Below are 11,502 nucleotides of genomic sequence, written 5' to 3' on the forward strand. Positions count from 1 at the left end.
TAAACAAACTTGGCTACTGCGACCGTTTTTTCTCGGCTGCGACTTGTCGCTCAACCTCGCCGTATCTCGATACGGCTCGGTTTCCGCGACGGCGTCTCGCCAGAGAAAAAACGCTCTCGTTACGCCATTTATTTTGAGATGGGTTCTAAAGTTCAACTGTATTTATTTCGATAACTGTGAATTACGAAATGTCTTTTTCGGCGAGGTCTTTTTGCGCCACGGAGATTTTTTACTAAAAATCTCCTCTCTCCGGCTAGAGCCGCGCCTCCGAAGGCGCCTCTCAAACCTCGCCTCAACACCATTTCGTAATTCAAGGTCGATAAGCGTGGCGTCCGAGCGAAAGCGAAACAAAAAAACGGGGAGTTCGCCAATGCACTAGCGAACTCCCCGCGGAGGAATCCAGAGAGAAAGTTCCAACTTTAACTCTGGTGTCAGCAAATCTTTGTCCAGCCGGGCGGGCAGAAATTTCCGGGCGCGGGCGCGCCGATAAATTTCTTCGCGCCTTTAGGAGTCAGCTTCAGTCCGCCGCCGTTTCTCGGTTGGCAAAACCAGTCGTTTTGAATGCTGTTGTCGGTATGCCCACCATTCCCTTTTGAATGGTCGTTGCTTCTGCTTTCTTTCTTTGCCATAACTTTTCTCTTTTTTGGTTGTTCGGCCATTCCCACTTTCCCTCTTTTGTGCAACTAATTTACATTTATATTCCTTTCGGTAAACATTGTCAATGCAAAACAGTGGAAAACGTGGTATATTTACCAAAATGGTAACCCGAGAAGAAATCCAGAAACTTGCCGAGCTTTCGCGTATTGAAGTTGGAGAAGACGAAGTGGAAAAACTCCGGAAAGACATCGGGGGCATTTTGGAATATGTCGCCCAAATAAAGTCTGTCTCGCCGCAGACGGCGAAACCGCCGACTAACGCCGATTTCACGCGGACTGACGCAGAAAAATCAGAGTTAAAGAATGTCTTTAGAGAAGATGGAAATCCGCACGAAAGCGGAGCATTTACCGAAGCTTTACTTAAAGAAGCGCCGGAGACCGAAGGAGGATATGTGAAGGTGAAGAAAATACTATAATCGCAAAACATATAACATGTAACGTGTAACTTGTAACCTGTAACGCCGGAAAAATCTGACGCTTCACGCTACACGCTTTACGCTTCACGCTACACTCTTACATATGTCCATTGACCTCAAAAACCTGACGATAAAAAAAGCTCACGAAGCGCTTATGCGCGGTGATTTTACCGCCGTTCAATTGGCCGAGGCCTACCTTGACGAAATTGAAAAGAAAAACCAAGAACTCAATGTTTACTTGGAGGTTTTTGGCGACGTGCTTGAACAGGCAAAAGAAGCTGACGAAAAAATAAAGGCAGGTCAAGCGGGCGCTCTCGCGGGAATTCCGATGGCGATTAAGGATAATTTTCTGATAAAAGGACGAAAAGTCAGCGCCGCTTCAAAAATTCTGGAAGGGTACAGAGCCACTTACGACGCCACCGTAATAGAGAGAATAAAAAGGGCCGGAGCGGTTTTTTTAGGGCGCGCGAACATGGATGAATTCGCGATGGGAACATCAACAGAACACTCGGCCTTTGGTCCCACTAAAAACCCCCACGACACGGAAAGGGTCTCCGGAGGCACTTCCGGCGGTTCGGCCGCGGCGGTGGCGGCCAATATGGCTTTGGCCGCGCTCGGGTCGGACACCGGAGGTTCGGTGCGTCAGCCGTCTTCTTTTTGCGGAGTGGTGGGACTGAAGCCCACTTATGGGGCGGTTTCTCGCTCCGGTCTTATCGCCATGACCTCGTCTTTTGATGTGGTGGGAACGGTAACAAAGACGGCAGATGACGCGCAAATTTTATTTGACTGCCTAAAAGGCAGAGACCCTTTGGATAGCACTTCAATAGAGCCGTCAGTAAACAAAACCCACGAAACAAAAACCAAAATGAAAATCGGAGTACCTTGGAGTTTTATAGAAAGAGAAGGCATTGATGCCGATGTCTTGGAAAGTTTTAAACAGTCAATGAAAAAACTTGAAAAAGAGGGGGTGGAAATTCAAGAGGTCTCCGTGCCATCTTTGGAGTACGCTTTACCTGCTTACTATATCATCGTGCCGGCCGAGGTTTCTACAAATCTCGCACGTTTTGACGGGGTGAAGTACGGCGCGCGCGTTTCGGGAGATAATATTTTAGGCGATTATTTGAAGACCCGTTCTCTGTTTGGAGCGGAGGCGCGAAGGAGAATGCTTATTGGGGCTTATGTACTGTCTTCCGGCTATTATGACGCTTATTACCGCAAAGCCACGGAAGTTCGCGAAAAAATCAGACAAGATGTGGTGGCTGTTTTTGAAAAAAACGGCATTGATTGTTTGGCCTTTCCCACGACGCCGACCCCCGCTTTTAAAATAGGAGAAAAAAGTCAAAATCCGCTTGAGCTTTATTTGGCGGATATTTTTACCGTAAGCGCAAACATCGCCGGTATTCCCGCGATTTCGGTTCCGTCCGGTTTCGTGGAAAGAGAAGGAAAAAACATGCCTCTCGGATTGCAGTTTATGGCCCCGCATGGCAGAGAAGATGTATTGTTTGAGGTCGCGAAAAAATAGTAAGTTGCGAATATTCAAAATATATTTTCGTAGTATAATTTACAAATGGCTCAAATTCGTTTTTTAAACGTAGAATATATTTTTCAGAAAGGTTACGAACTTCTTGTAAATCAGGACTTCACCGGACTTTTTTATATAATTTTTGCAGCGCTTTTGTCTTTTGTTGAAGCTATAAGACCAGTATCTTTGATTCTGTCGGTGGTTTTAGTGATCGGAATAGTGTACTGCCATATTCGCATAAAACAGATTCGTGAACAGGAAAAATCAATTTACGGACTGGTTCCGCAAGAAGTCGCTCCGGAGCAGATAGCAAACAAAAAGTGGCAAAGAATCCATGACCATGTAAATTCCGCCAATGAAAGCGACTGGCGACTCGCCATTCTGGAGGCGGATATAATTTTGGACGAAATGCTTGAATCAATGGGTTATCGAGGCGAAACGATGAGCGACAAGTTAAAAGCGGTTGAAAAAAGCGATTTTCTCACCATTGATTCCGCGTGGGAAGCGCATAAAATCAGAAATCAAATCGCGCACGAAGGCGCGGCCTTTCGCCTAAACCAGCGCGAGGCCCTTCGGGTTATCGGGCTGTATGAAGAGGTGTTTAGGGAGTTTAAGTACATATAACATGTAGCTTGTAACATGGAACATTCAGAATAAGATAATCAAAGCAAAATCCGCCGAAGGCGGATTTTGCTTTGATGTTACATGTTTTGTGTCACATGTTCCATTCTGTTGTATTGCGGGGCCCGGATGTGCGCCGGGGCCTCAAGGTTATGAGCCTTGTGAGCTACTGCTACTCCACCCCGCGATTTGATTTTCAACTCACAACCAACTACCAACAACAAAAAACGAAACTTATTGTGGATTGCGAATAGGTGGCTGTAAAGTCCAGTCATTATATCGCAATATGCCTATAGACGCAAGGCGGTTTTTGAGTTAGTATATCACTGTGTTTCAACTTTATAAACTTGAAACTTTACACTTTCAACTTCATTCGCCGGTGTAGTTCAACGGCCAGAACGGTGCACTCATAAGGCACAGAAAATGGTTCGACTCCATTCACCGGCACAAAACGTTTTTTAGTTATCCACAAAATCAGTTGATTAATCATATGATTAATCAACTGATTTTGATATAATATAAATATGGCAAGAAGAAAAATAGAAGAAGAGAATGTTCGGACTCTTATGAAAAACGAACAAAGAGGCAGTTATATGATAAATCTCCCGATAGAAATTATCAGAAAATTTGACTGGCAAAACCGCCAGAAGCTTCTGCTTGAAGTGGACGAGAAGAAAAAGCAGATAGTCATAAAGGATTGGAAGTCGCCCAAGCAGAGATAGCTTGGGAATTCACCTAATTCACCTAATATCTAATTCATGGTCCTGACGCACTTTGCTGTCGGGACTAATAAAATGCCTGTTTATAAAAATTTTAACAAAGATTTTTTTAAAGTTTGGACATCTGAAATGGCCTATGCGTTAGGTCTGTTTTCTGCTGATGGGAACTTCATTAAAAATAAAAGAGGAGCTTGTTATTTTAGCTTAGAAATTAATGATGGGAATATAATACGAAAAGTCAAGGAATGTTTAGGTTCGGACCATAAAATTGGAGTAAGGGTTGATAAGAAAAGCACAAAACCAAGATACAGATTGCAGATCGGAAGCAGAGAGTTTTATGACGATTTAAGGTTGTTGGGGTTTGATAAAAACAAAACATTTCATTTATCAGTCCCTCTTGTCCCTATTGAATACTTTGGTGATTATGTAAGAGGATATTTTGATGGAGATGGAAATGTGTGGGTCGGATTTCATAATAAACATCGTAAAAACTCCACAAAAGTTATTGAAACGGCATTTACTTCATGTTCTTTGTTATTTTTAAATCAGCTTCATATTAGGCTTAAAAATTCGGGAATTGTTGGAGGTAGAATTTATAATGCTAAAAACGGTAATTTTTCCAGACTTATGTTTAGTATTAGTGACTCTTTGAAATTATATGAAATTATGTATAATAACACTTGCCCCTCACTTTTTCTTAATAGGAAGAAGAAAGTTTTTGAAAAGTATTTGAAACTGAGAACTGACAATGCGCTCGTGGTGTAGCCTGGTTAACACATTCCCCTGTCACGGGAAAGATCGCCGGTTCAAATCCGGTCGAGCGCGCAAATTTAACCGCCTTCGGGCGGTTTTAATTTGTGCGGTTGAAGCAGGCCAACTGCTTGGCTTGCGGTGGGTGCTGACGGACGGAGCGATGTTTTGTCAGCAGACAAAACCGCGAGTCGGGGTAGCGAAATTTCCGAGTGGCGGCGAGGAAATATTTGTGACCAGCACCCATGAGCTGCGCACTAAAGGACGAAGAGAGGCGAAAGCCTCTTTTTGTCTTTCAAATTACATCACAAATTTCAGAAAATTTATGGAGGGGTGGACACCTATTTTTCAACACCGTAACAACCGCGACCGTTTTGACTCATACCAAGGTTGAGTAGAGAGGCATTCCGATTCGCAAAGGCATTCCACTCGGCGCGCAAGCAATGCGCGCTGTTTTGTTGTTTGAGTTGAAAAAGAAGACGCGCTGTTATAAACTGTTGCTGGAATGAAAAAAACAATAGTTCTTGTCGGCGCCATCGTTATGATGGCGGTTATTAACTCAACGTTGGTGTTTGCCGCCACCGCGGTTCCAGGACACCAAAAAGCCAAGTGGGACACGGATGGGAACGGTATCCCTGATGCCGGTGTATACGTAAACGGCCATTACACCAGTCTGTACGCCTACGACCAGTTAGGGGGCTGGTATTGGGACCTCGGCGACGGCAGGGTATTGGGGAATGTCGGTTCGCCTGAAGAGCTTGACCCGGAGACACTCACTGTATGCGAGTACGTCATAAATTATCGGGCGGACTTCGGCAACGATCCGTTTATGAACGAAGGGTGGATTCAAAACCACATAACCTGCAGCGGGTATGACTATCCGCATGGAGCCGTGTTCCACTATCTCATCGTAAGCCAGACCGATCCGAGGTACACCGGCGATCCGGACTTTGCGGTCTGGGGGACATGGGAATATTTCGGACTCATAGAGTCCGGAGTCGGCATCATCGGCCCGCGCCAGCACGTTGGGGGGAACTGAGAAGACATCTTTCTTGAACCCGCTTAGTAGCTTTTTAGCGAACGGCGGGTTTTTTGTCAGATTTGAGCTTTTGGAATCGGTAATATAAACACAGAAATACATCTTTTCATTGTATTTTTACATGTATATGGTAAGATGAAAATATATGACTACATCAGGGGTTACAAAAAGATTGACTGTGGATATGACATCGGAAGAACACCGGCGTTTAAAAACGCTTGCGGCTTTTCATGGCGTAACGATGAAGGACTATTTGCTTACAAAAGCGCTCTTTGACAAAAAGGCGCATGGGAAAACAAAGTCCGCTAAAAGGGCTGAAACCGACTATCTTTTAAGTAATCCTGCCAATAAGAAGCGTTTATTAAATGCCGTCCGCAGAAACCGCACTGGCAACAGGCAATTTGCTTCTCTTAAAGACCTGAAAAATGCGCTTGGAATTTGACCCGCAGGCGTGGAAAGACATCTTGGGACTGTTGCCGAATATCCGTTTTGGCTGATTTCCCCAAAATTCGGCTACGGCTTGTTTCAAATTTATGGCCAATACTTCCAGCATTAAGCCATAAATTTGAAACTTCGCCTCGCGCTAATTTTGAGAAAATCATCTCAAAAGCCTATTCGGCAACAGTCCCATCTTGTTTTGGAAAAGAACTGACAAGAAAAAGTTGGGGAGAATTTTAAAATAGAGCTTGAAACGGTTATGGAGGTTGGACACCTAAATCATATGGTAAATCAGCCGGTTGTTTAGGTGGGGAGTAAATGAGGATACGAGAATCAAGGACGGGGGTGTTGACCTCTTCTTTTTCTCGGTCTTTTTTTCGGCCCAGCCCCCTACACACATTTTGGACGGCCGTCCAAAATGTGTGTAGGGGAGAAAAGAAAGAAAGAAAGGGTGTCTACAAAGAAAATTAAGGGTGTCTTCTTGCTGGCGTCTTCTTATTGTTTCTGCGCTTACCCCAATACCGGCAAATGATCTCCTATCTGGTGGAGTTTTAATCGGTTTAGTTTTGGAGCGAGGTGGTCAATAAATTTTTGTATTAAATTCAATTCTTCTTCCAGTTCGGAGAGAGAGTTGATGTGTTTTTGTCTGAAAATCAAAAGTTCACCGTCCACAAGTTCCAAATCATGTTGCCAGCCGAAGTCAATAAGAAATTGCAGTGTGTCCGGAGAGAAAACCTCGTAAGCTTCTATTTCGTATTCTTTTGGAACGTACAGGTGGAATTTATTTTCAAATTCTGACGGCAAAGAGAGACGCGGACGCGGAGGAAAAAACCTTTTCGTAAGGCCAAAATGTTTGCTGTCCGTGTGATTGTTTAAATACAGATGAGGAAACGTGCCGTCAAACAAGACCTCAAAGACGGTATAGTAGTGGTCGCTTTTGTGTTTTCCGGAACCTGTGACATATACGTACTCAAAAATTTGCAGAGAGTGGTTTTGGTAATTTCCTTCAACAATGTGGCCGACTTTACCGCTATGGCCTTCTTTAAATAACAGAGCTTTTTCAGCGTTTAGATTTTTATATGTCTTGTGAGTCCAGCCGCGACTTTTGGCGAACTGTTTCCAAAACGCCTCTTTGGCCTTTACGTATAAAGTTCCGTACCATATGGCGGGAATGAGAAGAATTGTTAAAAAAATATACGAAAAAAACCCACCCGATATTTTACTTCCTGTTCCTGAAGGCGACATTTTTCCCGCAATCAGAAAAAGTACCGCTAAGAAAAGCAAAAGAAAAATGAAATTTTTTTTAAACTTTTTCCAAAATTGCCTTGTGGCGTAGCCACTTATGTTTGTAACTCTGGGCGAGTTTTCAAAATCACGCATATCTGTTTAGAGTTTTTGTATTTCCTTTAGGTCCTTATCGGGCAGATAAAGGATGAGAAGGCCTACGACTATTCCGCCGACGGCGGTATAGATATGTTCGTTGTTGAAAAACCACAAATCAATTCCGTCTAAAACATACCAAACACCGCGCCAGATAAATACAAGTCCGACCACGACCAGAAGATTTTGCGCAAAATATGAAATGAGAGAGTGTCTTTTTCTTCGCATTTTAGTTTTGTACTTTGAATTACGAAACATCTGCTTCATACCCCCCACTCGGAAAGCTCCCAAAAAAGTGACCGCTCCAAGGGCGCTTGCCCGGTCTCAGTCACTTTTTTGTGACTTTCCTCGTGGGGGGGCGCATGCTGTATTTCGCATTTCATTTTTTATTTCAGATAGCGAGGAATGCCACGCAAACATCTTCGTTTGGAGGCATCAAGCGCGAAGACGAAACAAAGGTTTCGCTAAACTTTGCTTCGCAGAAGCTTTATTATACCATACATAATTATGCGACATAAAGCGTGGAACATGGGACATCTGACAAAAGCAGAGTTTTTGTTGTTTAAAAAGTTAAACTCTCCCGTTAAAATCCAGAATTTTTTGGAAAGGTTGCCGATAAATTTTGAGGAAGACAAAGACACTCTTTTTTCTCCTCGCAGGGTTTTAAAGGAAAAGAAAGCTCACTGTTTTGAGGGGGCTCTTTTCGCGGCCGCCGCTCTTTGGGTAAACGGGGAAAAGCCCCTCATTATGGACTTGGAAACGGTGGAAGGAGATGACAATCACGTTGTGGCGCTTTTTCGGCAGGGTGGATATTGGGGAGCCATATCAAAAACCAATCACGCCGTTTTGCGCTATCGCGAGCCGGTTTACAGGACGCTTCGCGAGCTTGCCATGTCATATTTCCACGAATATTTTATCAATAACGGCAAAAAGACACTGCGCGCCTTTTCCGACCCACTGGACTTGTCCAAGAAAAAATTTGACGGATGGGTAACGGCGGATGACGACTTATGGGGTATTGATAAAGAATTTAGAGAGGTCCTTTATACGCCCATTTTGAATAAGGAACAACAGAAGAACCTTCGCAGAGCCGACGCGGTGGAAATAGAGGCGGGGAAATTGACGGTTTGGAAAAAGAAATAGGTACGAATTGTCTTTTGCGTTTTAAGGAGTATAGTTAAATATTATAAGTAAACCCATAAACAACATGGACACTATAACTTTCATAATAGTACTCGTAGCGGTCATTATACTTATAAGCATACGTCAGATTGATCAGTATGAGCGCGGAGTGATGTTTACTATGGGCAGATTCACCGGCATTAAAAATCCCGGCTGGCGGTTGGTTTTTCCCATAATTCAAAAAATGAAAAAAGTGGATATGCGTGTGAAAGCCGTGGATGTTCCGGACCAAAAAGCCATCACTCGTGACAACATTTCCGTAAACGTCAACGCGGTAATTTACTACAAGGTGGCGGATTCCGGAAGAGCTATCCTTGAAGTGGAAGATTTTTATTATGCCGTTTCTCAACTCGCCCAGACGACCATGCGAAATGTGGTAGGAGAGGTGGAATTGGATGAGCTTCTTTCCGCTCGGGACAAGATTTCAGAGCGAATTCGTTCCATCGTTGATATAGCGAGCGACCCTTGGGGCATAAAAGTCAACAATGTTGAACTAAAAGACGTGGGTTTGCCATCAGATATGGAAAGAACTATCGCCAAACAGGCGGAAGCCGAAAGAGAAAGAAGAGCGGTGATTATAAAAGCCGAAGGAGAATTTGCCTCTGCGGAAAAAATGGGTCAGGCGGCCGATATTTTGTCAAAAAGTCCCGGAGCCCTTCATTTGAGGACGCTTCAGTCAATAAACGATATAAGTTCAGACCAGTCAAACACTATTGTTTTCGCCGTGCCTCTTGAGGTCTTGAGGGCTTTTGAAGGAGTGAATAAAACTCAAAAAAGCGCGGATAATTGACTTTTCAACGCAGTTTTAAAAGAGTCCGAAAACGGACTCTTTTTGTGACGATATTTGACATTTTGACAAAATCTTTTTGGAAATTGAAATCCACAGTTTTTCTCTTGAATAAAAATTTTTTACTGATAAAATTTACGACAGTTGCACAAATACAATAATGTAGTGCAAGATGAAGTCCGGTGAAATTCCGGCACTGTGCCGCAACGGTAATTCGTTTCCATATTGGGACGAAAAGTCCGACCTCTTGCCTGCCGAAGGCGATGAAGCTCGTTACAAGATTTCCTGACTGTGGAAGTTTTGAAACGGGTTTTTGCCTCTCGGCTTTGCCCGAGCAGGTTTATTTCTGGGGCGCCTTTAGTCGGCGCTTCAGACACAAGGTCTGCTTTTGGCAGACCTTTGTGTTTGTTTGCCTGTACTGCTCTTTATTTTCGGAAGAGACAATTCTCCGAAATCAAAAGCGTCCTTTGGTAGGATGCGCCGGCCCGCGAGGGCAAAAGTCGGCTTCAGAAGCTCTGTAAAATGGGTTTCTGCGGTCGCAAAATCATCCGGTATTCAAAGGCCGGATTTGTTTTTGATTGAAAAACTATGGTGAATGTATTACTATTCACCTTGAGTTAGAGCATGTCCAAAAACTCTAACACTTAAATAAAGACGGTCTCCTTACGGAACGACTCACGCGATAGGGTTTTGGGACATGCTATAGGCATGCCGTTGTAGCTCAGACGGTTAGAGCACGTCATTGGTAATGACGAGGTCGTCGGTTCAACTCCGACCAACGGCTCTGTAAAGGGGCTCGGTATGGCAGGAAGCTCGCAAGAAGAAGCCGATGTAGCTCAATTGGTAGAGCAATGGTATCGTAAACCATAGGTTGTCGGTTCAAGCCCGACCATCGGCTCCAGTAGACAAAGAAACAGAATATGTCTTATTCCGGAAAAATAAAAAAAGCGGTTATAGCGGCGGCGGGGTACGGAACGCGGTTTTTACCGGCGACAAAAGTGGTGCCCAAAGAAATGCTTCCGATTATAGACAAACCGATAATTCAGTATTTGGCTGAAGAGGCCGCCGCGTCCGGGATTACTGAAATAATTATTGTCGTGCGTTCTACCGGCTCTTTAATAGAGCGACATTTCGCGGCCCGTGATTTTGACACGGCCGTGGCTCTTGATGAACGCAAAAGAGAGCGTCTCAAATCAATTGAAAAAATAAAAAACAGTGCGGCTTTGACTTTTGTTGAACAGGACCCGTCACTTCCTTATGGCAACGCTTCTCCTCTTATATCCGCGAGGAGATATTTGAATGACGGCGAGCCGTTTGTGTATATGTTTGGAGATGATTTGACTTTGGCGGATAAACCGGTTACGGGACAACTTATTGAATTTTATGAAAAACACAAGCCCGATGCTATTCTGGCTGTTCAGGAGGTTTCGGAAGAAGAAGTGTACAGGTATGGCACCGTTAGATATCAAGAAAAAAGCGCTATTCCGTATCAGATAGAAATGAGCGTGGAAAAAGCTCCCAAGGGCCAAGCGCCTTCAAATATGGCGCAGTTTGGACGTTTTGTTTTTACCGGCGCGGTCTTAGATCGGGCTGAAAAAAAAGAAACCGGTAAAGACGGTGAACTGTGGGTTACGGATATTCTGAATTCGCTCGCAAAAGAAGGTAAAAAAGTGGTGGCGCTTCCCATAGATGGACAATGGCTTACGACGGGAGACCCGTTGCGTTTTATCCAGACCACTCTTGCTTTTGCCGCCAAGGACCCGGAACTAAAAGAGCCGGTGGCCAATTTTTTAAAGAAGGTGGGTTTTGAATAGTCAAGTGTCCGTGTTGTTAATTAGAACCCATCTCAAAATAAACCGTTATGAATAAAGATATAAACAAACTTGGCTACTGCGACCGTTTTTTCTCGGCTGCGACTTGTCGCTCAACCTCGCCGTATCTCGATACGGCTCGGTTTCCGCGACGGCGTCTCGCCAGAGAAAAAACGCTCTC

Annotated in this window: 13 protein-coding genes, 4 tRNA genes and 1 riboswitch; of the genes, 14 read left to right on the forward strand and 3 right to left on the reverse strand. The window is 44.1% G+C overall.

Annotated features, from left to right (window positions below):
* Positions 1–431 precede the first annotated feature (431 nt).
* Complete coding sequence (locus tag Q8P86_04090; GenBank protein ID MDP3996843.1) at positions 432–659, reverse strand: hypothetical protein; 228 nt, start codon at positions 657–659, stop codon at positions 432–434.
* Between the two features lie 62 nt (positions 660–721).
* On the opposite strand from Q8P86_04090, the gene gatC reads away from it, so the two are divergent.
* The 9 genes from gatC to Q8P86_04135 all read left to right on the forward strand — a co-directional run bounded on the left by gatC (position 722) and on the right by Q8P86_04135 (position 6,165).
* Entirely contained in the window at positions 722–1,072 is a 351-nt protein-coding gene (gene gatC / locus Q8P86_04095) for an Asp-tRNA(Asn)/Glu-tRNA(Gln) amidotransferase subunit GatC (GenBank protein ID MDP3996844.1), read from the forward strand.
* Positions 1,073–1,175: 103 nt separating this feature from the next.
* A complete protein-coding gene (gene gatA, locus Q8P86_04100) occupies positions 1,176–2,594 on the forward strand; it encodes an Asp-tRNA(Asn)/Glu-tRNA(Gln) amidotransferase subunit GatA (GenBank protein MDP3996845.1) in 1,419 nt (472 codons plus the stop codon).
* Positions 2,595–2,639: 45 nt separating this feature from the next.
* A complete protein-coding gene (locus Q8P86_04105) occupies positions 2,640–3,218 on the forward strand; it encodes a hypothetical protein (protein ID MDP3996846.1) in 579 nt (192 codons plus the stop codon).
* 372 nt (positions 3,219–3,590) lie between these two features.
* Positions 3,591–3,662, forward strand: a tRNA-Met gene (locus Q8P86_04110).
* A gap of 77 nt (positions 3,663–3,739) precedes the next feature.
* Positions 3,740–3,937, forward strand: coding sequence for a hypothetical protein (locus Q8P86_04115; protein MDP3996847.1), 198 nt, complete (start codon positions 3,740–3,742; stop codon positions 3,935–3,937).
* 72 nt (positions 3,938–4,009) lie between these two features.
* Positions 4,010–4,699 carry a hypothetical protein gene (locus tag Q8P86_04120; protein MDP3996848.1) on the forward strand — a complete coding sequence of 230 codons (690 nt, stop codon included), beginning with the start codon at positions 4,010–4,012 and terminating at the stop codon, positions 4,697–4,699.
* A tRNA-Asp gene (locus tag Q8P86_04125) sits at positions 4,685–4,759 on the forward strand. The genes Q8P86_04120 and Q8P86_04125 overlap by 15 nt, the downstream gene beginning before the upstream one ends.
* A gap of 430 nt (positions 4,760–5,189) precedes the next feature.
* Positions 5,190–5,723 carry a hypothetical protein gene (locus tag Q8P86_04130; protein ID MDP3996849.1) on the forward strand — a complete coding sequence of 178 codons (534 nt, stop codon included), beginning with the start codon at positions 5,190–5,192 and terminating at the stop codon, positions 5,721–5,723.
* Between the two features lie 145 nt (positions 5,724–5,868).
* The gene (locus tag Q8P86_04135) at positions 5,869–6,165 is read left to right on the forward strand and encodes a hypothetical protein (protein ID MDP3996850.1); all 297 of its coding nucleotides are present in this window, start codon (positions 5,869–5,871) and stop codon (positions 6,163–6,165) included.
* A gap of 506 nt (positions 6,166–6,671) precedes the next feature.
* Here the strand turns inward: Q8P86_04135 and Q8P86_04140 are convergent.
* Together Q8P86_04140 and Q8P86_04145 are read right to left on the reverse strand one after the other, a co-directional pair.
* Positions 6,672–7,541 carry a hypothetical protein gene (locus tag Q8P86_04140; protein ID MDP3996851.1) on the reverse strand — a complete coding sequence of 290 codons (870 nt, stop codon included), beginning with the start codon at positions 7,539–7,541 and terminating at the stop codon, positions 6,672–6,674.
* A gap of 6 nt (positions 7,542–7,547) precedes the next feature.
* Entirely contained in the window at positions 7,548–7,769 is a 222-nt protein-coding gene (locus Q8P86_04145) for a hypothetical protein (protein MDP3996852.1), read from the reverse strand.
* Between the two features lie 279 nt (positions 7,770–8,048).
* Between Q8P86_04145 and Q8P86_04150 the strand changes: the two genes are divergently transcribed.
* From Q8P86_04150 to Q8P86_04170, 5 genes are all read left to right on the forward strand, one after another.
* Entirely contained in the window at positions 8,049–8,684 is a 636-nt protein-coding gene (locus tag Q8P86_04150; protein ID MDP3996853.1) for a hypothetical protein, read from the forward strand.
* A 64-nt stretch (positions 8,685–8,748) separates the two neighbouring features.
* Positions 8,749–9,513 carry a slipin family protein gene (locus Q8P86_04155; GenBank protein ID MDP3996854.1) on the forward strand — a complete coding sequence of 255 codons (765 nt, stop codon included), beginning with the start codon at positions 8,749–8,751 and terminating at the stop codon, positions 9,511–9,513.
* A gap of 121 nt (positions 9,514–9,634) precedes the next feature.
* Positions 9,635–9,780, forward strand: a riboswitch (cobalamin riboswitch).
* A gap of 440 nt (positions 9,781–10,220) precedes the next feature.
* Positions 10,221–10,294, forward strand: a tRNA-Thr gene (locus tag Q8P86_04160).
* Between the two features lie 41 nt (positions 10,295–10,335).
* Positions 10,336–10,411 (forward strand) — tRNA-Thr (locus Q8P86_04165).
* A gap of 19 nt (positions 10,412–10,430) precedes the next feature.
* Positions 10,431–11,324: a sugar phosphate nucleotidyltransferase gene (locus Q8P86_04170; protein ID MDP3996855.1), complete on the forward strand. Its 894-nt coding sequence runs from the start codon at positions 10,431–10,433 to the stop codon at positions 11,322–11,324.
* Positions 11,325–11,502: the final 178 nt, after the last annotated feature.

The organism is bacterium (assembly GCA_030699905.1).
Taxonomy (GTDB): Bacteria; Patescibacteriota; Minisyncoccia; order Phycocordibacterales.

Bases quoted from the DNA above. Each gene is read 5' to 3' on its own strand.
- Q8P86_04155 (MDP3996854.1), top strand. From the start codon at position 8,749: ATGGACACTATAACTTTCATAATAGTACTCGTAGCGGTCATTATACTT.
- Q8P86_04170 (MDP3996855.1), top strand. From the start codon at position 10,431: ATGTCTTATTCCGGAAAAATAAAAAAAGCGGTTATAGCGGCGGCGGGG.
- Q8P86_04145 (MDP3996852.1), bottom strand. From the start codon at position 7,769: ATGCGAAGAAAAAGACACTCTCTCATTTCATATTTTGCGCAAAATCTT.
- Q8P86_04150 (MDP3996853.1), top strand. From the start codon at position 8,049: ATGCGACATAAAGCGTGGAACATGGGACATCTGACAAAAGCAGAGTTT.
- Q8P86_04120 (MDP3996848.1), top strand. From the start codon at position 4,010: ATGCCTGTTTATAAAAATTTTAACAAAGATTTTTTTAAAGTTTGGACA.
- Q8P86_04090 (MDP3996843.1), bottom strand. From the start codon at position 659: ATGGCCGAACAACCAAAAAAGAGAAAAGTTATGGCAAAGAAAGAAAGC.
- gatA (MDP3996845.1), top strand. From the start codon at position 1,176: ATGTCCATTGACCTCAAAAACCTGACGATAAAAAAAGCTCACGAAGCG.
- gatC (MDP3996844.1), top strand. From the start codon at position 722: ATGCAAAACAGTGGAAAACGTGGTATATTTACCAAAATGGTAACCCGA.
- Q8P86_04135 (MDP3996850.1), top strand. From the start codon at position 5,869: ATGACTACATCAGGGGTTACAAAAAGATTGACTGTGGATATGACATCG.
- Q8P86_04130 (MDP3996849.1), top strand. From the start codon at position 5,190: ATGAAAAAAACAATAGTTCTTGTCGGCGCCATCGTTATGATGGCGGTT.
- Q8P86_04140 (MDP3996851.1), bottom strand. From the start codon at position 7,541: ATGCGTGATTTTGAAAACTCGCCCAGAGTTACAAACATAAGTGGCTAC.
- Q8P86_04105 (MDP3996846.1), top strand. From the start codon at position 2,640: ATGGCTCAAATTCGTTTTTTAAACGTAGAATATATTTTTCAGAAAGGT.
- Q8P86_04115 (MDP3996847.1), top strand. From the start codon at position 3,740: ATGGCAAGAAGAAAAATAGAAGAAGAGAATGTTCGGACTCTTATGAAA.